Origin of the sequence: Chryseobacterium takakiae (genome assembly GCF_900129385.1) — a bacterium.
In the GTDB taxonomy this organism is placed as follows: domain Bacteria; phylum Bacteroidota; class Bacteroidia; order Flavobacteriales; family Weeksellaceae; genus Chryseobacterium; species Chryseobacterium takakiae.
On record NZ_FQVO01000007.1, the window covers coordinates 57370 to 80145 of the forward strand.

The window sequence follows — 22776 nt, forward strand, 5'->3', positions numbered from 1 at the left end:
CAATAAATTTTAATCTTTCTCTTTCCAAATCATCTTTCGTAAATTTGCATCAACAAATAAATAAATTCAACAAGAAATGAATATCAACGGAAAAAATGCCATCATTACCGGTGGAGGAAGAGGTTTGGGTAAAGCTGTTGCGCTTGCTTTGGCCGCAGAAGGAGTACATATCGGAATAACAGGAAGAAACGAAGAAAACCTGAAAATGACGGTGGACGAAATCCGTAAATTGGGAGTAAACGCAGGATATGCCGTATTCAGCATTGACAACGAAATACACGTAAAAGCGGGAATCGAATCTTTGGCGGAACAGCTGGGAGGAATTGATATCCTGATTAATAACGCTGGAATCGGTGACTTCGGATCCATTGAAGATATGCCTTCCGAAACTTGGGAACAGGTTGTTAAAACCAATCTTTTCGGAGTGTATTATGCCGCAAAAGCAGTACATCCTTTTATGAAATCGAAAGGAGAGGGTGATATTATTAACGTTGCCTCAACGGCAGGTTTAAAAGGCGGACCGAATATGTCGGCTTATGCAGCTTCAAAAGCTGCAGTGATCTCCCTTTCACAGTCCATGATGGCAGAATGGAGAAAGCAGAACATCAGAGTGGTTACCCTTACGCCAAGTACCATTGCTTCGGATATGTCGATTCAGGGAGGTCTTACCGACGGGAATCCCGAAAAAGTGCTTCAGCCTGAAGATTTTGCAGAATGGGTAAGAGACATCCTGAAAATGAACAGAAGAGCTTTAATCGCAAACGGGTCTATTTTTTCTACAAATCCTTAAATGGTTGAAATTTAAAGTTTAATGTTTTGAGTTTGAAGTTTTTTAAACTTAATCAAAATAATTGCAAGCGGACTTAGGTTCGCTTTTTTTTATACTAAGTTTGCCCTTCTGAACAGGAAGAAGTGAGAGTGAAGAATCTCTGCTGATAAAAAATAGATTCTTCCTTCGTCAGAATGACATGCTTAATTTACAATCTCTGCTGAGTATAACCTGGAGATTTACAAACATTGTTCAGTCGTTGTGAACGAAATACTCAGAACAATAATTAAATCTTTGCACTTTTTCATGTTAAAAAAACAAAAGAACAATATTTCAATAAAATCAAAAAAGTAGTTTTATTTTTGCAGCAAATTATTCACATGCAAAATTATTTAGAATTCAATTTCAAAATTTCTCCGCTCCAGCCCTGGAACGAAATATTAATGGCAGAGCTTATTGAAATCGGTTTCGACAGCTTTACGGAAGAAATAGACGGTATTTTGGGATATATTCAGAAAGAATTATTTAATGAAGAAGCTTTGAAAGCATTGCCGCTTTTTCAGAATGAAGAGGTAAAAATAGAATACACTTTTCAGGAAATGCCGAATATCAACTGGAATGAAGAATGGGAAAAAAACTTTGAGCCAATTAATATTGATGATAAAGTCCTGATCCGTGCAGAATTTCACGAATCGGTTCCGGGAATGCATGAAATTGTTATCCAGCCGAAAATGTCTTTCGGAACGGGGCATCATCCAACCACCCATCTTATGATCCAGCAGATGATGGATATGGATTTCAAGGGTAAGAAAGTTCTGGATATGGGTTGCGGAACTTCGGTTCTGGCTATTTATGCAAAACAAATTGGAGCCGGAGATACGAAAGCTATCGATATCGATGAATGGTCGGTTGAAAATTCTAAAGAAAATGCAGCAAGAAATAATGTGGAGCTGGATATCGAACTGGGAACGGCAGAAAATTTAGGCAAAGAACATTACGATATTATTCTGGCCAATATCAACAGAAATATTTTAATTTCAGATATCCCGACTTACGTTTCCGTATTAAATGAAGGCGGTAAATTATTACTTTCCGGATTGTGTTTCTTTGATGTGGATGATATTCTGGAAGTTTGCAGAGAAAATGGATTACAGCTTAAAAAACAGCTTCAGAGAGAAGAATGGGTAAGTCTTCTGCTTGAAAAATAAATTCTATAAAGTGTTCATATAAAATCCTTTTAATTTTATAATATCAAAATATTTCTAAGTTTATACTGGACTGAATAAAATGATGCTCATTGAGTGTCATTTTGTTTTATATACATATATATTCTGTATATGTTGAGGTTTTAATCTGAATAGATATATATAATTGAGTTATTATTATGTATTGTTTAGAATGATTATAAATTTGTTAATTCTTTTGTTGGTTAATATTTTTTTTAATAACATTGTACCGTTGTACCGAAGTAAAATCGTTCTGATTTTATTCATTCTCGAAAATTTTGAATAATAATTTCCATGGGATATTCCTGTGGTTTTCTATTGTAATTTATCTAAAAAAATATATTCTGTATAGTCCTGTGTGGAATTAAAACTGTTCAGGTATTGTTTAACTGTAATTGTATAGCTATGAAAAATCAAAAATTACATGAATTATCTAAAAAAATCACTGAGAATAAAGTGAAGAGCTTAGATAATGAGTCAGCAATGATGATTACAGGTGGAACAGGAAACTTAAGTCTTGTTGCAACTTGTGGTACAAATGATTGCTGGGGATTTAGCGCGTCTGGTTGTGATAAGAACGGATGCTGGAGTTACCATGATAAAGTGGTAGCACCATCTTCTTTAGCACCAGCGTCATCATCGCCAACGGCTATTAAGTAAAAAACATGATGAGTGGTTTTATAACCACTCATCTTTTTAAAAACAAAAAACAATAACTAATATGAAATTCAAACTATCAAAATATATCCATGTTTTAGAAGATGAGGATATCCTCGCAGAGCACGTCATATTATTTTCTACCAGAACATCCGTTTCCATAGAAATTAAAAGAGAACTTTACGAACACATCAAGAATATAGAAATCCATAGAATACCCGATTCTATACTTGCAAAGCTGATTGCTTCAGAAATGTATGTTCCTCAGGATGAAGATGAGCTGCAAGAGGTGCTGACTGCCAATATACAAGACATTAATAACCAGGATCGCTATATTCTTTCTTATACAATACAGCCTTCCGGAAATTGCCAGCTGGGATGCCACTACTGCGGGCAAAAACATTTGAATAAGGTGATGTCTCAGGAGGTTCTGGATCTTTCCTATGACAGGATCATCAAAAAAAGCACGGAACTTAAAGATACCCTTAAGGAGATAAATATTACCTGGTATGGCGGTGAGCCGCTTACAGGATTGTCCGCACTTACAGAATTTTCCAGCCGTCTTATAAAATATTGTGATGAAAATAATCTGAAATACTCCTCCAATGTCATAACAAATGCACTGAATCTTAAATATTCTCTTTTTGAAAAACTGGTGCAGGACTGCAGGATTACCAACTACCAAATAACAGTAGACGGAATGAAGGAGTTTCATGATAAAAGAAGATATCTTAAAAATGGTAACGAAAGCTTTGATATCATCATACAGAATATAAAAAATATCGTAAATACCGAACTTTATAAAGAAAAAGCACATTTCAATATCAGATGCAATGTCGATTCTGAAAATAAAACGAATGTTTTGAGCTTTCTGGACTACCTGGAAGAAGAAAATATTCTTAAAAATGTAAGCTTTTATCTGGCTCCAATTCATGATTGGGGAGACAATAAAGCGACCATAAAAGGAATTTCCAAACAAGAATTTGCAGATCTTGAAATTGAAGTTCTCATGAAACTGATGGAAAAAGATACCTTCCTTAAAAAAGATATCGTACCCCCTAGAAATACGAAACCATGCATGGTGGTGAGCCAGACATCCGAGGTATTTGATGCCTTCGGGAATGTGTCTACTTGTTGGGAGGTTCCATATACTCCGTACTATGAGAATACAGAGTATTATTCCGGGAATATGCTGAAAGACAGTAATGTAAATAGTGAAAACACTATTATGAGAAAATGGTTCAGTGAAATTCCTACCAATGATTCGTGGTGTAAGAGTTGTAAATTTTTACCGCTATGCGGAGGTGCCTGTCCTAAAGATTGGAAGGAAGGAACACCTGCGTGCCCGTCTTTTAAATTTAATATAGATGACCGGCTACTTCTTCAGAGATATGTTAACGAAACTTCCTTAACCGTATGATGACAAACGAAAACAGCACAGAAATTCTAAAAAAAATCGAATTTTTAGAAAAAACAGAAGGTTATAAAGTGAAAAGACCGGGACACATCTTTAACGATCTTATTAATAACTTCAGGGATTCCGTATCCAAAGAGCATCTGGTTGATCTTTATTATTATATGAATATTTCCGAAAAAAGCCTTCATGATTTTAGAGGAATGAACATTGTGGCCGGAAATTATAAATGCAGTAAAATCGATGAAATTGGCGATCTTTTTATACAGCCTCTTGAAAAGGGAATGTACAGCCTGCATTATGCCTTGCTGGCTTACAAAGAATATGTAGAAAACAATAGTGATAAAGCAATCCAGTATTTGCAAAAAGCCATAGCAAATTCCATTGAGCAGTCGGAGACTTTTGGTTATTTCTCAATAACAATCGGGGAACAAACGCTTAATAAAATAAGAGTGTATGCTAGAGAAAAAGAGGTTGATCATGTTATTTCCGAAACCAGTAAGATTATCAGTCTTTTTGTATTTAATATCGATCAGGAAAATCTGAAATGCAGAGATAAAATAATGGAACTCGATGTAGAGGAAAAATACGGTATGATCCAGCATATTATCAATGGTACGGAGATAGCGCTCAGCAAAGCTTTTACTTATGAAGACAAATTAGATATTTTTAAAAAGATTTTTTCTCAGGTACTTATGAATACTGCCGAATATACAGATTTCGAAAATTTGTTGTGGGCATTTCAGGTTATTTCTGATATAGGGAAGCTACCGGAAGAAAAATGGTTGGAAAATGTGAATTCCTCATTTTACAAATTGAAGTATGCGCCAAAATCTTTACAGAAAATAATCGTGCAGACTGTAATATCATATAGTAAAGATCATCTTCAAGAGTTCGTAATGAAGCCTGCATTTAATGAAAATATAAAGTTTTTGGAAGTAAACCTAAATTAGAGAAATACATCAATGTTTAATAATTCATTTCCATTTTTTTTTCAGATAGAACAGGCGGATTGTGGAGCGACATGTCTGAAGACAATACTCAAATATTATGGAAAAGATTGTGATACATCTTACCTTAGAGAGTTAACGGAAGTTACAAGAACAGGAGTTTCACTGGCTGATATACATTCTGCTGCCCAAAAATTACATTTTCATTCTACACCCTTCAGGATAACCGTTGATAATTTGAAGGAGGATGTGCATTTGCCTTGTATATTGCATTGGGAGCAGGATCATTTCGTGGTTTTATACAAAATAAAGGATGATAAGTTCTATATTTCCGATCCTAAATTTGGAAAAGTAATTCTGAAACATAAGGAATTTTTAAAGTTATGGCAAAATAATAACAAAGATGGTATTGGTATTCAGCTTATTCCAAAAGAAGAATTTCTCAATTTAATACTTCCGGTACAAAAAGATTATGTTAAAAATTTAGCAATATTTGTTAAGCAAAATCTTGTAGGGCAGAGACAAAAAATATTTTGGATTGTTTTATTGACTTTGATCAGTACAATTATTTCTTATATACTTCCACAGGCTATAAAAGAAATGTTTGATTCGGCTTATTCCAAAAACAGTACCAATATTCTAATCTCAGTATTTGTCTTTCAGCTGGTTTTGTTTTTGGGACAATCCATTGTGAATACGGTACAGAATTTTGTAGGGATACACTTCAGCTCTCAGGTCAGCATTAAGATGCTCAACGGATTGCTTAATAAAGTAGTAAAGCTACCGGTCTCTTTTTTTGAAAACAAATTGTATTCGGATATTTTGCAGAAAATAGATGATCAGAATAAAATTGAAACCCTCTTAACCAGACAGTTTATCGGTGCTTTTTTTTCATTGACGCTTTTTATATGCCTGGAAATAAGACTTTTTGTCTACAATAAATACATTGCATTAGGAATGCTGTTGTTTGTAGTAGTTTCTATTTTCTGGATTTCATTGTTTTATGATAATCGTAGAAAAATTGATTATTACGCCTTTCGATTAAATTCCGAAAATAAAAATCAGCTTGTAGAGCTTATAACGGGAATGGTTTCTGTAAAAATAAGCAATGCCCATTTTTTCAAAATTGCAAACTGGCAGGAAACTCAAAAAAAAATATATGACAATAGGATAAAAAGCCTGATTCTTGAAAATTATCAAACCAACGTGATTTCTGTTTTAAAGCAGTTCGTGGTTTTATTTATTACTTTTTTATGTACCTATTGGGTAATAAAAGGAAAACTTACAATCGGCGAAATGATCAGTATAGGATATATCATTGGTATTATCTCTTCGCAGGCTGAATTTTTTTTCAACTTTTTTAAAACGGTACAGGATGCTAAACTGGTTTATGATCGTACATTATCAATCTACAGCTCAAAAGATGAAAATGAAAATTTGAAAAAAGGTAATCCTGTCATTCTGGACCAGGATATTACGATCAGTAATATGTATTATAAATATGGTGGGGCTAACCAGCCTTACGTTTTAAAAAATATTAACCTCGAAATCGAAAACTCTAATATTATAGCAATTGTAGGGGAAAGCGGAAGCGGTAAATCTACCCTGATGAAACTCTTACTTAATTTTTATACTCCAACCAAAGGTGAAATAAATATTGGAAGTGAAGCTTTATTCGGAATAGATCATGATTGGTGGAGGGATAACTGTGGAGTAGTTATGCAGGATTCTTATATATTCAGCGGATCTATCGGAGACAATATTTCTATGGAAGGCGACAGCTGGGATGAGGAAAGGCTTATTTACGCCTGCAAATTGGCAAATATTCATAGTTTTATCATGAATCTTCCGCTTAAATTCAATACTAAAATTGGAAATTCCGGCTCAGATCTGAGTGGAGGACAAAAACAAAGAATACTTATCGCAAGAGCGGTTTATAAAAATCCGCAATTTATATTTCTGGATGAGGCAACGTCTGCGCTTGATGCAGAAAATGAGATGATTATTCATAATAATCTGAATAATTTCTTTAGAGGAAAGACAGTGGTAATTATTGCCCACCGCTTATCTACAGTAAAAAATGCCGATAAAATTATAACTTTAAAAAATGGGGAAGTCGTTGAAGAAGGCAATCATGAAGAATTAATATTCAGAAGAGGAGAATATTACAATCTCGTAAAAAATCAATTAGAATTAAGTAAATAAATTAAAATGAAAAAAATAACAATATTTATAGCTGTCATTTTGTTTGCATTATCATATTCTCAAACAAACCGGTTTTATTATGAGGTAAAGATGAGAAACACTAATGCGGACGACTATAGGACAAGCGGAATGGTTCTCGACATAAATCCGGAGTCAATAAAGTTTTATGATGAGGATTTTATTGAGGTAGATTCTCTAAACAAAGCAGCGGAAGAAAAAAAAGTAGGATATGGCTCAAGGGCAAGTACTAAAACCGATCAGCTTATAGTAAGAAAACCAAACTCTTTTAAAAATACATGGTATAGGGATTTTTTTGATTATTTTGCCGTACAGACCAATGATGAGATGACGTGGAAAATTTTGCCTGAAACAACTACTTATCAAGGGTATAATCTGCAAAAGGCCACCACTGAATTCGGTGGACGCTCATGGATTGCATGGTTTTGTAAAGAAATCCCCATTAACGAAGGACCTTATAAGTTTAGAGGATTACCCGGACTGATATTTCTGTTGTCTGATACCAATGAGGATGTTATTTACAAGCTGGTTAAAAACAAAAAACTAAATTATACCTATAATACAAATAATTTTCTCGAAAAGCATTACGATAAAAATGCAGTTAAAATTTCTTTGAAAAAATATAATGATTATCTTATAGATATCTATGAAAATCCTACAAGGATGTTTAGGGATCAGGTGAATAACGGAAGTTCTGTTTCTTTTAAGGATAAAGAAGTTAAAAGCCCTGAAGAACTGAACCAGATGAAAAAAAATATGCAAAGAATGATAAAATCCCGGTATATACCCGTAGAATTAAATACAAGGCCTAATTTTCAATAATGGTATAGTGCTAACTTTGAAGTGAGGCATTATGAAATTGACTTTTTTAAACAAAGCCCGTCATACAAAGGTCATTAATTTGTATGACGGGAACAGATATTAATTTAATGTGTAATGTACGGTAATTTTTGTATTTAACAATTTGGAAACCGGGCAGTTTGCTTCTGCGTCTCTCACAAGTTCGTCGAATTTCGCAGGATCTATACCTGAAACCTTCGCAGATAGCGAAAGGTTGGATTGTGTAATGCTTCCGTCTTCCAGTACAATTTCACATTCAGTTCTCAGCTCATCTGCTGCAAAACCCGCTGCCTGAATATTAAAAGCCAGTTTCATACTGAAACATCCCGCATGTGCTGCGGCAATAAGCTCTTCCGGATTGGTGCCGATGCCGTCTGCAAAACGGGAATTGAAGCCGTATTGTGTATCATTCAGTACCGTGCTTTGAGTGTTTAAACTGCCTTTTCCTTCTTTACCTGTTCCGCTCCATAATGCGGTTGATTTTCTTTTGATCTGCATACTTTTGTGTTTATAGTTTAATGTTTTTAAAAAAAATGGTTACTCGCCCAACGCGGCAATAATTGCTTTAGCAGTTTCACTCCCGCTGAAATTTTGCTGTCCGGTTACAAGATTGCCGTCCCTTACCGCAAAACCCTTCCATAAACCGGCTTGGATATAGTTGGCACCAATAGCTTTCATTTCATCCTCAATTCTCCATGGCATAATATGTTGATCTCTCGGCAAAAGATTATAGTCCCAGACTGCGTTATCTGCAAAATCTTCCTCTACGTTGGCAAATCCCGTTACTGTTTTTCCTTTGGCAAGGTATTCTCCATTCCTTAGTTTCGCATATTTAAGTATGGCAACACCGTGACATAATGCTGCGGCTATTTTGCCTGCTTCGTAGAAAGACACAAATTTTTGGTGCAAGACTGTCGCTTCAGCAAAACTAAACATCGGGGCCTGTCCGCCAGCGACTATAATAGCATCAAATTCAGCAACATCAATATCGGCGACTTTTCTAGTGTTTTCAACAAGGCTTTTTAAAGAAGGTGTATGAATAAACCCCTGGCTTATAAGATCTGTGGAGGAGTAGCCGCTCGGGTCATTAGGATCACTCATGGCATCTGCTTCACATCTGCCTCCATCGGGAGAAAATATTTCTACATGGTATCCTTTTTCTGAAAATTCATAATAGGGGTGGGTGAGTTCACTCCACCAAAATCCAACAGGCCAACCTGTAGTGGTTGAAATGGCTGGGTTGGCAATTACCATAGCAATTTTTTTCGGGCTCTCGGGGCGAACCGCATTTGTGTTTTTCAGACTCATTTTTGTTTTTTTACAGGTGCAAATTAATTACATATCCGCATTAAATCAATATGGGCTCTTTTTGTAATAAGCTAACATTTTTGTAAGTGATCATTTACAGAGGATAACTATAATCCTGTGAAGATAAATAAACTTGACTATTCTGATTTAATGGGGATGCTAAAGGTTGGGCTGTAGAGAAGTTCTAGTAGGAAAAATATATAGTTAAAGTATCGAAACGAATGTGATAAAAAAACTAATAGCAAAAGCTATAAGGTTGAACGCGAAGGATTCGAACCTTTGACCGTCCCGATATAAATCGGCATGCTTTATCCGCTTAAGCGATCAATAAACTTTTATTGGAAAAATAGTATAAAGTATGGAAATGCATATAAATAAAAAACCTCACAACAAAAAGCTATGAGGTTTTTCTGTGAGCGCGAAAGGATTCGAACCTTTGACCGTCCCGATATAAATCGGGATGCTTTATCCGCTTAAGCGATCAATAAGTTTTTATTGAAAAAATATAGTATAAAAGTATCGAAACTAATATATAGCAAAAAACCTCATAACAAAAGCTATGAGGTCTTTCTGTGAGCGCGAAAGGATTCGAACCTTTGACCGTCTGCTTAGAAGGCAGATGCTCTATCCAGCTGAGCTACGCACCCTAAAATAAAGTTTAAAGTCGGGGCGGCAGGATTCGAACCTGCGACCTCCTGGTCCCAAACCAGGCGCGATGACCGGACTACGCTACGCCCCGATGAGGTCATCTTTAACAAGAATTACCTTGTTTTTTGTGGGTGCAAATATAGAGTCTTTTTTTGAATTATAAAAATAAAATCGTAATAATTTTTTAACAATAATATTTAATTAAATTTACACGATTCATAACCATTGCTTTATAAGTTTCATGATCAGAAAAATTTTACTTTTATTGTTTTCATTAATGATGATTTCAATTGCTTTTAATTATTATATCGAGAAAAAACTTAGCACTACATTTTTGGACATAGACCAGGAAAATTTACAATATTTAGAGCATCTTTCCAATGCCAATTTCTATGCGTACGGAATTGAAAATATAGGCGAAAATTTGCAACACGAATTGCATAAAATGGATATGGATAAATGTACATTAGAGGTAAGAAGAGATTATTTTTATTTTTTTCAAAATAAGGCTATTGATATTAGTAATGGTAAACAATGCCTGAGAATATATGTAAATTATAACCTTTTCAAATCTGTGTTTAGTATTTTAGGTTTTAAATCGTGTGAGTAAATAAAAAATGATAAAACAAAAAACCTCATAACAAAAGCTATATTTATTTAGCGATTGAGAAAAGAGGATGTAGCAATAACATATAGAGCTAATGTAAACAAAAAACCTCATAACAAAAGCTATGAGGTTTTTGTGAGCGCGAAAGGATTCGAACCTTTGACCGTCTGCTTAGAAGGCAGATGCTCTATCCAGCTGAGCTACGCACCCATTAAAAGTTGATTCCTGCTTAATGATCTTTAAGCATTTAAAAAAGTCGGGGCGGCAGGATTCGAACCTGCGACCTCCTGGTCCCAAACCAGGCGCGATGACCGGACTACGCTACGCCCCGAAAAAGATATATAGAAAAGCGGAGGGTAAGGGATTCGAACCCTTGCGACACTTTCGCGTCGACAGTTTAGCAAACTGCTCCGTTAACCACTCCGGCAACCCTCCTGTTTATCTTCGTTTTTTAATGATCGTTGTTCCTTTATTGCGAGTGCAAATATAGAATAGATTTCTTTATTTACCAAATATTTTTCAAGAAATATTTCCGTATTTTTGAGGTAATAAACTAAGAAAAAAAGTAAGCAAATGCGTAAAACATTATATATCATCGGATTAAGTACGGTCGTTTTTTCATGTACTTCACAGCAAAACGCAAAAAAAAGGCAGTACATCCCGAGAACCCCATCAATACAGCCGAAAACCACTGCTAATACTACTTCTGAAAAGCCAAAACCGAAGGTTTCTACAGAACACGGAGTAGATTTTTTCACCACCAATATCGCCGATGTGACAAAAAATGATAATACCGCAAGTTACGGATCCATTGTTTCTGCAAAACCTGCCGGTTATAAAGTGGTTAAAGACTATTTTCCAGCCATTGCACAGAATTTTAGACAAAGATATCTTATCCTTCATTATACAGCATTGCCGGATGATAAATCCATTACTGTTCTTACACAGCAGGCAGTAAGTGCTCATTACCTGGTAAACAATACTGGAGATAATGAAATTTACCAGTTGGTGGACGAAAATAAACGTGCTTATCATGCCGGAGTAAGTGCATGGAGAGCGGATAAAAACCTTAATGATACTTCAATTGGGATTGAAATTGTAAATACTGGCTATACAACGGATGCGTCCGGTAAAAGAGTTTTTGCGCCTTTTGACGAAGCGCAGATAAAAAAAGTAGCTGCTTTGGTAAAAGATATTGCAACCCGATATCAGATTCCGGCGACAAATATTCTTGCACACTCTGATATTGCACCTACCAGAAAACAGGATCCGGGACCATTGTTTCCGTGGAAAAGATTGTATGATGAATATCAGATCGGGATGTGGTATGATGATGCTGCTAAACAAAATTATTATGACCTGGCCGTTTCCACGGATTTCCCATCGAAATATAATGATTCAACATTTATTTTTAATGTTCAGACGCAGTTACAGAAATTCGGGTACGCATTGGATCTGAGCGGAAGATGGGATGATGCTACCAAGAAAACAATAGAAGCTTTCCAGTATCACTTCAGACCGCAGAATTATGACGGAATCATGGATCCTGAAACGTATGCAATATTACAAGCTTTGGTATTAAAATATCCGTTAAAATAAATGTACAATGTAGCAATTTATAAAAATAACAATGTCTAAATTCTATTACTATATTGGTACACTGTTACATTGATAAATTGTTATATTAATTATAAATTATGGAAAATTTCAGAAAAGAAAGCGATCTATTGGGGGAATTAAACGTCCCGATCAATGCTTATTATGGAGTACAGACGCAAAGAGCCATTAATAATTTTAAAATTTCAGGACAGCTGCTGTCTTCCTATCCTCAGTTTATCAGAGGACTGGCTTATGTAAAAAAAGCAGCGGCAAAAACCAATTATGAGCTCGGGCTTCTTGATGAGAGCATGTATTTCAATATTGCTGAAGTTTGTGATGAGATCATTAATGGCGAGCTCCACGAACAGTTTCCTGTAGATATGATCCAGGGAGGAGCGGGAACTTCCATTAACATGAACGCTAATGAGGTTGTTGCCAACAGGGTCTTAGAAAAATTAGGAAAAAATAAAGGCGAATATCAGTTTTGCTCACCGAATGATCATGTTAATCTTTCGCAGTCTACCAATGATACTTATCCAACAGCTATTAAAATGGGATTGCTGCAGATGAATGCAATTCTTGTTGAAAAGCTTGAAAAAATAGTTGAGGCATTCAGGGAAAAAGGAAAAGAATTCCATGATGTTATTAAAATGGGACGCACTCAGCTTCAGGATGCAGTTCCCATGACATTGGGTCAGGAATTTGAAGCATTTGCCGCAACGCTGGAAGAAGATATTTCTAAATTAAACAATAACGCCAATCTTTTTGTGGAAGTGAATATGGGAGCTACTGCCATTGGAACAGGATTGAATGCTCCTGTTGGCTATGCCGCTCTTTGCGCAAAGAATCTGGCTCAGATCAGTGGCTTTCCCATAGTTTCTGCGCCCGATTTGGTAGAAGCAACACCAGACACCGGATCATATGTTATTTATTCTTCCGCTATGAAACGGCTTGCCGTAAAGCTTTCAAAAATCTGTAATGATTTAAGGTTGCTTTCTTCAGGACCAAGAGCCGGCCTTTTCGAGATCAATCTCCCGCCGATGCAGCCGGGATCTTCTATTATGCCCGGTAAGGTGAATCCGGTGATTCCGGAGGTGGTGAACCAGGTTTGCTTTAAAGTGTTTGGAAATGATCTTACCGTAACTTTTGCTGCGGAAGCGGGACAGCTACAGCTTAATGTAATGGAACCGGTACTTTCGCACGCTATTATGGAAAATATTCATTTTCTTTGCAATGCATTGGATACGCTTCGTGAAAAATGTGTTGTCGGAATTACGGCAAACCGTGAAGTATGTTTAAATATGGTAAAACACAGCATCGGAATCGTAACGGCCCTGAATCCTTATATCGGGTATAAACATTCTACGGAAATCGCAAAAGAAGCCCTGGAAACCGGGAAAAGTGTTTATAATCTGGTATTGGAGAAAGGCATACTTTCCCAGGAAAAGCTGGATGAAATTCTTGATCCGAGAAACATGCTGAAGCCGCATAACAAATAATAAACAATAGCTGATAAGTGATAACTGATCAATTTAAAGCTAATTTTGTTAATCATTTATCACTTATCATTCATCATTTATAAATAAAAGTGAGGTTTTTAATCATAATTCCTGCACATAACGAAGAAAATAATCTTCCTTTCACTCTGGATTCTTTGCAGCGACAAAGCTGTAAGGATTTTAAAACAGTAGTTGTAAACGACGGTTCTACGGATAGAACTGCCGAAGTCATCAGCAAATACACAAATCATGATATCAGGTTTGAAACCGTGAACCTTCAGAAGTCTTTGCATCAGCCGGGCTCAAAGGTGGTTCACGCTTTTAAAAAAGGACTGGAAACACAAGATGTAAATACTTTTGACATCATTTGTAAATTTGATTCGGATGTTATTTTTCCTGAAAATTACCTTGAAAAAATAGATAAAGTATTTCGCAATAATCCGGATTATGGATTGGTTGGCGGATTGTTATATGTAGAGAAAAACGGAGATTGGGTATATGAAGGAAATTCCAATAAACATCATGTACGCGGACCGGTAAAAGCCTATCGGAAAGAAAGTTTTGTACAGATGAACGGCATCAGGGAAACCTTAGGCTGGGATAATATTGATGCGATTCTTCTTCAGAATCTTGGATGGAAAGAAGTTGTCCTTTCGGAATTGCATGTTCGGTTAATCAAAGTAAAAGGTGCAGATTACACCATAAAACCGGCAGAATATTACGGTAAATATTTCTATTTTTTAGGATTAAACAGATTTCTGGCTTGTGTGGCGGCTGGTAAGGAGGCAATGAAAAGCAAATCCGGCTCTTTCTTTTTTAAAATTATCAGTTCTTATGAAAACTGCCGCAGACAAAAATTAGAATTGAAAATTTCTGAAAATGAGCGAAAAATTATCAATCGGCAGCGTTGGGAAATGCTTAAAAGAAAATGGCTGAAAATGTAATTCGCATTTATAATATCTTTAATACTATAATAAATATTTTAATTTAAACTTGAAAAAAATTGCCTACATAGAAATTGATACCCATGCAGAAATTGCACAGTCTTTCATGGATGTTATGAACGGAACAGGTTCTTTTTCAATAGATTACTTTTTTTCAAAAAGAGTTAAAGATCAGGTTGCTGAAAACGGGGAAAACGTATTTATTTCAGACAGTTCCATGATTCTGGATCAGTTAATGTTAAAAAGATATGACCTTATTATCATTGGAACGGTTCATCGGTATTTCAATACATTTTCTACAATTGCCGAAAAATATAATACGGCAGTTATTGTTCATAACATCAATTTTATCAGGACTTCCAATTTCAGTCGCTTTAAAAGTATATTCAAAAAAGATAGAATTTACCGGTTAAAACTTTTGTGGAAAGAAGGATTACTGGATGCATCAAAAATTTACCGGAAAGCAAGAAAACTTTTGGTTCTGGATGAAGCATTGATTTCAGAAAACTTTAATTTTTTACCTATTTTTTACACGAAATATTCGGAAAAACCCCAGAATGAAATCCTTACTGTTGTTATTCCGGGTGGTGTTTCTCAAAAAAGGAGGGATTATAAAAAAGTATTTTTAGAAATAAAAAAAATTGAAGACTTGCATCATCATCCCGATTTTAAGAAAGTACCGATACAATTTGTTTTTTTAGGTAAGGCTGATCATGCTGAACTGAAGCAGCTTGCTGATCTGGAACATTCTTTACAACATGTTAATATTACTTATTTTTCGGAGAGAGTTTCGTCTGAAAATTTCGAGAATTGGATGAAGAAAGCGGATATTTTGTGGTGCCCGATTCAGCAGGAAACGGAATTTTTCAGCCAAAAAGAAATATATGGCAAAACAAAGATGACCGGAAACATTGGGGATTCCATAAAATTCGGGAAGCTTGCCGTGTTCCCGCAGAATTATCAATCAGCACTGGACTTTATTCTTCCCGAACAATCTGACCTTATTCAGCAGTTTGATGAGCTTAAAAATCTGAAATTCGATTTTCAGAAAGATTACAATAAAAAAACAGTCAGGCAAAAACTGGAAAATCTTCTGAACAGTTTAATCACTACTTGAATTTAAAGATACTTTTAATAAAGTTTTTGTTTACATAGTCTTCAATCGGGAAAACCTTCGTAAAATAGTTTCCTATAAAAATCAGGAGCAATACAACTGCAGGTTTATAAACGAGATTGATAAAATTGTTGCCGAAATTCGGAAGGACAATTGCCACGGTAATCGCCAGTGTACAGATAATGGATACAAAAATCATCTCAATGGTAAGCGGCGAAACTTTAAATACGAAATAATTAAATACGATCTTCACCACATTGTAGGTAATCAGTGAGATGGCTGTTGATAAAGCAATACCAATCAGTTTTAAATCCGTATTCTTCAGGAAATATAAATTTAAAAAAATCGTAAGTCCGGCCAGCAGAAGCATCACAAGAATATTAAATTTGTAGTATTTTGAAAGTGAGATAATGTTTCCGTTGAAACCTGTGGCAAGATCAATTAAAACAGCCGATCCCCAGATCCAGACCACCGGCTCGTACTCTCTTAGCAAGACCCCGTTTTTAGGCATGAAATAAGTCAGGTAAGGAAAACCGACCATGATGCAGGAAAACAGAACGGCACCTAAAAAATACAGCGTAAGCGATGTTTTCTTATGAAATTTATCCAGTCCTTCCATATCGCCGTCTGCAAGATTCTTACTGATTATTGGAGCTGAAATATTAAATAATCCCAGCTGTGGAATAGAAATCAGGGAGATCAATGCATACAGTGTAGAATAAATCCCGTTTTCCTCCATTCCCATATATTCCCCGATCATAAAGCTGTTGATTGCCAGATAATTCCCGAAAGTCCCCAGGAAACCGAAGAAACTGTAATTCATAAACTCTTTCCAGAACCCGTCTCTTTTAAAATAATCGGTACTGAAATCAAGATTGATTTTATCCAGCTTATTCGTGTAGTAAATATAACCGAACAGCATCAGTGCAAAAATTCCGAAGAAAAATGCCAGTGCCGTTTCCTGCGAAAATGCAAAATAAAAAAAAAGACAGAATGCTCCTAAATTGGCAATTTTAGGGAAAAGATTGTCAAAAATATTGGAAACGACAATGCGTTTATAGTTGGAAGTATACTTATTGAATATAGCGCACAACGATAACACTAAAATTAGCGGAAGGATAATTCCTTTGATATTCCATGCCTGGGTTTTTAAAAACTGAGGGTAAAAATAGGGGATTACAAAAAATACCCCGCAGAAAATGAGGAAATTAATAAAAATCGTAAGCAGTGACAGAGAAAGCATATTCTGATTTTTACCGTCTTGCTGCACGCTGTGAAAAAATTTCACATTTGCATATGAAATCCCGAAAACCACGAAAGGAACCAACATCTCCGCGGTCTGCATGCTGTATCGCAGCTTTCCGTAAAATTCAAAGTCATTCGGGAAAATGAAAATCGCGGAAACGGTACCCAGCAGGAAACCTACATAGCCAATAATAGAATACTTAAACCCCTGTCTTGCAACTACACTCATTTTTATTGACTTTTAGGAATAAAGATAATGTTGTTGATGTATTCTTTTTTATTTTTTTCGTCGCTTATATTTTTCAGTAAAATGTCTTCAGATAATTTTTCCAGCCCGAATGTATTTCTGTTGAGATAATGAGCATCATAACCCCAGGATTCTATCTCAGAGATTTCTTTCCAGATTGGATGGTCATGGTGTCTTTGCTCCATTTCCACCATCAGTACCGGCAAAAACTTACAGATTACTTCACGGGCTCCGTAAAGCGTTTTCATTTCATTGCCCTCAACATCTATTTTGATAAAATCCAGTCTGTGAAAGTTTTCAATAGCAGCCCAGTCATCAAGGCGTATAACTTTTACCTTTTCAGTATAGCTTCTTTCCTCACCTTTTTCTTTATAAGAGGTATTGAGGGTTCCTCTGGAAGCAATTGTTTTTCCGTTGATAATAGGAACTTTAAATTCCGCCGTTGTATTTTTATCCGAAAGCGCCAGCGGAAAAACCCGCATTTGTGGAAAGAGTCTTTTAAGCCTTCGGTATAGTTTTTTGTTGGGTTCAAAAGCGTAGATCTGTTCATGATCCAGCTTATTTTCCAGCTGGTACAAAAATGTGCCTACATTGGCTCCTATATCAAAAATAACTGCTTTTTTAGGAAGGAATTCTTTAATCCACACCAATTCCGGTTCAACATTTCTGGCAGAGAAATTATCTTTACTGAGATTATTTAAACTTTTAAAAAACCTTTTCTTGTAAAAACCGGGACTGATATATTGCAGATTTTCAGCAATTCTTTGGTATAGAGACATGCTTTTGCTTTTGACAAGAGCAAATATACGCAAAAATGTTAAATTAATGTTAAAATGGTAAAATTATAAACTTCTGATTATCAATGTGAATAGCTTGAAACTATAAGAACGGCGCATTCAGAAAATCATTCAGAGGCTTCATGGCGTTGAAGATTTTCGCGAGGTTTTTTGAAGCATTTTTATCCTGAATTTCTTTGTCTGAAAGATTATAAACTACAATGAAGCTCTTCAGTTTCAGGTATTCTGCCATAGGATCTTCTTTTTCAAATCCCTGCGGCACTTTTTTAAGTTTATCATCCTGATCAAGTTCCGGAAAATATTTTTTGAATTCCTTTTCATTTAAAATGTTTAGAAATTCTTTTCCATATAGTGAAATTTCTTTACGTAGTGTTTTAAGAACTGAAGATTCCGGCATATAGATTCCTCCGGCAATGAAAGATTTCCCTGGTTCCAGATGAAGGTAATAGCCGCCTTTCTGGCTGCCTTTTCCCATTCCCAGAGAAGCCCCGAAGTTGGTCTTATAAGGTGTTTTATCCTTTGAAAAACGGGTGTCCCTGTAAATTCTGAATAAAGATTTTTTTGCATCAATTTTTTCCAGCTCAGGATCAAATTCAGACATTTCTTTAATCAGATCCTCCAGAAAGAGTACTAAATTTTCCTGGGATTCTGTATAAAGGTTTTTGTTTTCCGTAAACCATTCGCGGTTGTTATTTTCAGTAAGTTGTCTTAAAAAATCAAAAACTTTTGGTGAAACTGCTGCAGACATAAATTTTTTATTTTCAACCAAAATTAATTAAAATTAAGCAACGGCGGCAAACATTTTTTACGGATATCAGTGAGCAGGCGGGGTAAATGGTATTAAATTAAAATTAAAAATAAGGGCATTTTTCTGCGGAAATTATAAAACCATTATCTGTTTTAAATATTAAATTATTGTTTCTGTAATAATAGTTAAAATGTAATTCAAATAATAATCGTATCTTTGCAAAAATTTTAAAATATTTAATGAATTTATTTACGGAAACCAATTTAAGTCCTGATATTCTTAAGGCTATTGGCGAACTGGGTTACGAAAGCCCGACAGAAATCCAAAAACAGACTATCCCTTTTATTCTTTCAGATATTCGCGACTTGATCGCACTTGCGCAGACAGGGACAGGCAAAACAGCAGCATTTTCGCTTCCGATTTTGGATATGATTGACGATACGAGTCGCAAAATCCAATTATTGGTCCTTTGTCCGACACGGGAATTATGTCTTCAGATTACGAAAGACATTAAAAACTACTCCAAATACATGAAAGACATCAAAACGACAGCCGTTTATGGTGGAAGCAGTATTATGGATCAAATCAGATCTCTTAAGGACAAACCGCAGATTATTGTGGGAACGCCCGGAAGAGTAATTGACCTTATTAACAGAAAAGCACTGGATTTTTCTGCAATTCACTGGCTGGTGCTGGATGAAGCAGATGAAATGCTTTCAATGGGTTTCAAAGATGAGTTGGAAACAATCCTGAGTGAAACTCCCGAAACGAAACAAACTTTCCTTTTCTCAGCAACAATGAGCAAGGAAGTGGAAAGAATTTCTAAAAGCTACCTGACAAAGCCGCACAGAATTTCTGTAGGTTCTATCAATGAAGTTAAGAAAAACATCAAGCATGAATACTACGTGATCGGTTATCGTCAAAAAAAGGAAGCTTTAAAAAGGCTTATTGACTCTAACCCGAATCAGTATTCTATTATTTTCTGCAGAACGAGAATGGAAACCCAGGAAGTTGCAGATTTCCTTATGCAGAACGGATATGCAGCAGATGCACTTCACGGAGATCTTTCTCAGGCGCAGAGAGATACGGTAATGAAGAAATTCAGACTTAAAAATATTGATATTCTTGTAGCTACAGACGTTGCCGCAAGAGGATTAGACGTAAATTCCCTGACTCACGTTATCCATTATTCTCTTCCGGATGATCCTGAAGTTTTCGTTCACCGAAGCGGAAGAACTGGTAGAGCAGGAAAAGACGGTATTTCTATTGCCCTGATCAAGCCTGAAGAAAGCAGAAAGCTGAAACAAATCAAATCAGTGACTAAAATTGAAATGCACGAAGGTAAAATTCCTACCGGAGAAGATATTATCAAGGCTCAGGTTGGAGGTGTTTTCGAAAGTCTTTTTGAGATCCATGAAGATTTCTTTGAATTTGACGACTCCCTGATTCCTGATCTATCAGCATTCACAAAAGAAGAGCTTGCTCACAAACTGCTTCAGTTCCAGCTGAAAGATCTTGCAATGTATTATAAAGACAGACATGATCTTGTTGATCAGAAATTAAGCAGCAGAGATGATGACGGAGGCTCAAGAAGAGACAGAAGAGATCGCGACAGAGACAGAGGAAGAGAGCGTGACCGTGACAGAGACCGTGGCGGAAAGCCAAGAAGGAAAAATGAAGATATGGTAAGATTCTTCTTTAATCTGGGTAAAAAAGATCAGCTGAAGAAGCTGGATGTCTTGGATATCATTAACAAAGCAACTTCCGGAAAAAGTAAGAAAAGAGCAGAGATCGGGGATATCGAAATCCTTGAGAAATTCTCATTCTTCGAAGTTGAAAAATCATTCAAAGACAATGTATTAAGCAACATTGGATCCATGAAATTTAAAGGAAAAGAAATGAGGGCTGAAGTAGCCAACTAATCTCCTTAAAACATACTGAAAACCGGCTGCATGGCCGGTTTTTTCATTTGGTAATCAATCTGTAATCCAATGTTAACAAAACTTAATGTTGTATTGTTTCAGGTAAGGGCGTTTTTTAAGAAATTTGCACACGAATTATAAATACTTAAAAATGGGAATTGGTAATATTTTCCACGCTTTTCAACCAAAAGATAAAATCTTCTTCGTACTGTTCGAAAAAGTAACTGAAAACCTTGTCGCAATGTCTGAGGAATTCAATGCAGGAATTAAAGATTTTGATCTTAATGATGATTCCATGCTTAAAAAAATGAGCGACTTCGAACATAAAAATGATGAACTTACTCATGAGATCTTTGTAGAACTTGGGAAAAACTTCATCACACCTTTCGACAGAGAAGATATTCATACCCTTGCTACAGGGCTGGATGATATTGCAGACTATATTTATGCCTCTACAAAATACATTTTCCTGTATAAATCTCCTGAGATGAAGGCATATTCCGATTTCTCATTATTGATTCACAAAGCTTGTCTTGAGATCCAGAATGCGATGAAAAACCTGAAAGGGTTCAAAAATATGGAACAGGTGAAAGAAGCTTGTATTAAGGTAAACTCTATCGAAAATATTGCAGACGACCTGCTTTCCAACTCAATGGTAGAATTGTTTGAAACCAACGACGCCATCAACATTATCAAAGTTTCATCTGTACTTAATTATCTTGAAGTCGTGACCGACAAAGCAGAAGATGTTGCCAACACAATTGAGAACATCATGATTAAATACGCTTAATTAATAATTATAATTAAACAATGGAATTTCCGATTTTACTTATAGTTATTATTGCTTTGGCTCTTATTTTCGATTACATTAATGGTTTTCATGATGCAGCCAACTCAATCGCGACTATTGTTTCTACAAAAGTTTTAACCCCTTTCCAGGCTGTACTTTGGGCAGCTCTTTGGAATTTCGCGGCGTTTTTTATTGCTGCTTATATTATTGGCGAATTTAAAATCGGTAACACGATTGCCAAAACCGTCAATGAAAATTTTATCACTCTCGAAGTTATATTTTCCGGGCTTGTAGCCGCCATTGCATGGAATCTCCTTACCTGGTGGTTCGGAATCCCTTCCTCTTCTTCGCACACACTTATCGGAGGCTTTTTAGGAGCCGCGCTGATGCATGCCTTCATGATGGATTACCACGATGTGGCTGCTGCTCAGCCGGGACTTGGATTTTGGGACACCTTTAAAGAGGCTTTCAACCAGGTAACACACCAGAGTGTTGTGAAATTTGATAAGGTAATTCCTATTTTCCTTTTCATTTTCATGGCTCCGATTATCGGGATGATTATCTCTATCATTATTACTTTAATTATTGTTCACCTTTATAAAAAATCAAATCCGCATAAAGCAGATCAGTCATTCAAAAGATTACAGCTGGCTTCTTCAGCACTGTTCAGCTTAGGTCATGGCCTTAATGACGCTCAGAAGGTAATGGGAATTATTGGAGCTGCATTGATTTACTATCATGTGGAAATGCTTCAGGACCCGGTTTATCTTGCTATTCCTGCTGCCGGACGTTTTGATTATTTTGCTGAACATTATATCTGGGTTCCGTTAGTATCTTTCTTGGCGATCGGTTTAGGAACCATGAGCGGAGGCTGGAAGATCATCAAAACAATGGGAACTAAAATTACAAAAGTAACTTCCCTTGAAGGAGTAAGCGCAGAAACTGCGGGAGCAATCACTCTGTTTATTACGGATCATTTCGGAATCCCTGTTTCTACAACACACACGATTACTGGTTCCATCATTGGGGTGGGTCTTACCAAAAGAGTATCTGCCGTACGATGGGGAATCACCGTGAGCCTTCTTTGGGCATGGGTTCTTACCATCCCTATCTCTGCAATTGTTGCGGGAATTATGTATCTCGTGGTTACATTTTTGTCTTAAAAACAAATTTATATTATACAAATATTAACTTTGCTCATCCGGGCAAAGTTTTTTGCTTTAAAGGAT

General features: G+C 35.9%; 20 protein-coding genes and 5 tRNA genes. 15 read left to right on the plus strand and 10 right to left on the minus strand.

The window, feature by feature from the left end; all coding sequences use genetic code 11:
* The first annotated feature begins 76 nt into the window (after positions 1-76).
* From BUA76_RS10285 to BUA76_RS10315, 7 genes are all read left to right on the plus strand, one after another.
* Positions 77-790 (plus strand): 3-ketoacyl-ACP reductase, encoded by a 714-nt coding sequence (locus tag BUA76_RS10285; RefSeq protein ID WP_072884725.1) that lies wholly within the window; start codon positions 77-79, stop codon positions 788-790.
* A gap of 359 nt (positions 791-1149) precedes the next feature.
* On the plus strand, positions 1150-1977 hold the full coding sequence (prmA, locus tag BUA76_RS10290) for a 50S ribosomal protein L11 methyltransferase (RefSeq protein ID WP_072884726.1): 828 nt from the start codon (positions 1150-1152) through the stop codon (positions 1975-1977).
* A gap of 423 nt (positions 1978-2400) precedes the next feature.
* Positions 2401-2655 (plus strand): hypothetical protein, encoded by a 255-nt coding sequence (locus tag BUA76_RS10295; RefSeq protein WP_072884727.1) that lies wholly within the window; start codon positions 2401-2403, stop codon positions 2653-2655.
* 61 nt (positions 2656-2716) lie between these two features.
* A complete protein-coding gene (locus tag BUA76_RS10300) occupies positions 2717-4072 on the plus strand; it encodes a radical SAM/SPASM domain-containing protein (RefSeq protein WP_072884728.1) in 1356 nt (451 codons plus the stop codon).
* On the plus strand, positions 4069-5019 hold the full coding sequence (locus BUA76_RS10305) for a hypothetical protein (protein ID WP_143149896.1): 951 nt from the start codon (positions 4069-4071) through the stop codon (positions 5017-5019). The genes BUA76_RS10300 and BUA76_RS10305 overlap by 4 nt, the downstream gene beginning before the upstream one ends.
* Before the next feature lie 12 nt (positions 5020-5031).
* A complete protein-coding gene (locus tag BUA76_RS10310; RefSeq protein WP_072884730.1) occupies positions 5032-7221 on the plus strand; it encodes a peptidase domain-containing ABC transporter in 2190 nt (729 codons plus the stop codon).
* Positions 7222-7227: 6 nt separating this feature from the next.
* Entirely contained in the window at positions 7228-8061 is an 834-nt protein-coding gene (locus tag BUA76_RS10315; RefSeq protein WP_072884731.1) for a GLPGLI family protein, read from the plus strand.
* Positions 8062-8160: 99 nt separating this feature from the next.
* Here the strand turns inward: BUA76_RS10315 and BUA76_RS10320 are convergent, their stop codons facing one another.
* From BUA76_RS10320 to BUA76_RS10335, 4 genes are all read right to left on the minus strand, one after another.
* The gene (locus tag BUA76_RS10320; RefSeq protein ID WP_072884732.1) at positions 8161-8577 is read right to left on the minus strand and encodes an OsmC family protein; all 417 of its coding nucleotides are present in this window, start codon (positions 8575-8577) and stop codon (positions 8161-8163) included.
* 39 nt (positions 8578-8616) lie between these two features.
* Entirely contained in the window at positions 8617-9387 is a 771-nt protein-coding gene (locus BUA76_RS10325) for a type 1 glutamine amidotransferase domain-containing protein (protein WP_072884733.1), read from the minus strand.
* A gap of 573 nt (positions 9388-9960) precedes the next feature.
* Positions 9961-10034: transfer RNA gene (locus BUA76_RS10330), tRNA-Arg, on the minus strand.
* A 17-nt stretch (positions 10035-10051) separates the two neighbouring features.
* Positions 10052-10126: transfer RNA gene (locus tag BUA76_RS10335), tRNA-Pro, on the minus strand.
* Positions 10127-10276: 150 nt separating this feature from the next.
* Between BUA76_RS10335 and BUA76_RS10340 the strand changes: the two genes are divergently transcribed.
* Positions 10277-10645, plus strand: coding sequence for a hypothetical protein (locus BUA76_RS10340; protein ID WP_143149897.1), 369 nt, complete (start codon positions 10277-10279; stop codon positions 10643-10645).
* Positions 10646-10778: 133 nt separating this feature from the next.
* On the opposite strand, the gene BUA76_RS10345 is transcribed toward BUA76_RS10340, so the two are convergent.
* From BUA76_RS10345 to BUA76_RS10355, 3 genes are all read right to left on the minus strand, one after another.
* A tRNA-Arg gene (locus tag BUA76_RS10345) sits at positions 10779-10852 on the minus strand.
* Between the two features lie 46 nt (positions 10853-10898).
* A tRNA-Pro gene (locus tag BUA76_RS10350) sits at positions 10899-10973 on the minus strand.
* A gap of 19 nt (positions 10974-10992) precedes the next feature.
* A tRNA-Ser gene (locus tag BUA76_RS10355) sits at positions 10993-11077 on the minus strand.
* 138 nt (positions 11078-11215) lie between these two features.
* Here BUA76_RS10355 and BUA76_RS10360 point away from each other — a divergent pair.
* The 4 genes from BUA76_RS10360 (at position 11216) to BUA76_RS10375 (ending at position 15801) form a co-directional block, all read left to right on the plus strand.
* Positions 11216-12241, plus strand: coding sequence for an N-acetylmuramoyl-L-alanine amidase (locus tag BUA76_RS10360; RefSeq protein ID WP_072884735.1), 1026 nt, complete (start codon positions 11216-11218; stop codon positions 12239-12241).
* Between the two features lie 98 nt (positions 12242-12339).
* Positions 12340-13740: an aspartate ammonia-lyase gene (gene aspA, locus BUA76_RS10365; protein WP_072884736.1), complete on the plus strand. Its 1401-nt coding sequence runs from the start codon at positions 12340-12342 to the stop codon at positions 13738-13740.
* 89 nt (positions 13741-13829) lie between these two features.
* Entirely contained in the window at positions 13830-14684 is an 855-nt protein-coding gene (locus tag BUA76_RS10370) for a glycosyltransferase family 2 protein (protein WP_072884737.1), read from the plus strand.
* Positions 14685-14733: 49 nt separating this feature from the next.
* A complete protein-coding gene (locus BUA76_RS10375; protein WP_072884738.1) occupies positions 14734-15801 on the plus strand; it encodes a hypothetical protein in 1068 nt (355 codons plus the stop codon).
* Here BUA76_RS10375 and BUA76_RS10380 read toward each other — a convergent pair.
* The 3 genes from BUA76_RS10380 to BUA76_RS10390 all read right to left on the minus strand — a co-directional run bounded on the left by BUA76_RS10380 (position 15794) and on the right by BUA76_RS10390 (position 18835).
* Positions 15794-17272 carry a lipopolysaccharide biosynthesis protein gene (locus tag BUA76_RS10380; RefSeq protein WP_072884739.1) on the minus strand — a complete coding sequence of 493 codons (1479 nt, stop codon included), beginning with the start codon at positions 17270-17272 and terminating at the stop codon, positions 15794-15796. The genes BUA76_RS10375 and BUA76_RS10380 overlap by 8 nt on opposite strands.
* Positions 17273-17274: 2 nt before the next feature.
* Positions 17275-18069 carry an FkbM family methyltransferase gene (locus BUA76_RS10385; protein WP_072884740.1) on the minus strand — a complete coding sequence of 265 codons (795 nt, stop codon included), beginning with the start codon at positions 18067-18069 and terminating at the stop codon, positions 17275-17277.
* 100 nt (positions 18070-18169) lie between these two features.
* Positions 18170-18835: a DUF2461 domain-containing protein gene (locus BUA76_RS10390; protein ID WP_072884866.1), complete on the minus strand. Its 666-nt coding sequence runs from the start codon at positions 18833-18835 to the stop codon at positions 18170-18172.
* Between the two features lie 239 nt (positions 18836-19074).
* On the opposite strand from BUA76_RS10390, the gene BUA76_RS10395 reads away from it, so the two are divergent.
* From BUA76_RS10395 to BUA76_RS10405, 3 genes are all read left to right on the plus strand, one after another.
* Positions 19075-20757 carry a DEAD/DEAH box helicase gene (locus tag BUA76_RS10395; protein WP_072884741.1) on the plus strand — a complete coding sequence of 561 codons (1683 nt, stop codon included), beginning with the start codon at positions 19075-19077 and terminating at the stop codon, positions 20755-20757.
* Between the two features lie 151 nt (positions 20758-20908).
* Complete coding sequence (locus BUA76_RS10400) at positions 20909-21547, plus strand: DUF47 domain-containing protein (protein WP_072884742.1); 639 nt, start codon at positions 20909-20911, stop codon at positions 21545-21547.
* Positions 21548-21567: 20 nt separating this feature from the next.
* Positions 21568-22710 carry an inorganic phosphate transporter gene (locus tag BUA76_RS10405; protein WP_072884743.1) on the plus strand — a complete coding sequence of 381 codons (1143 nt, stop codon included), beginning with the start codon at positions 21568-21570 and terminating at the stop codon, positions 22708-22710.
* Positions 22711-22776 lie beyond the last annotated feature (66 nt).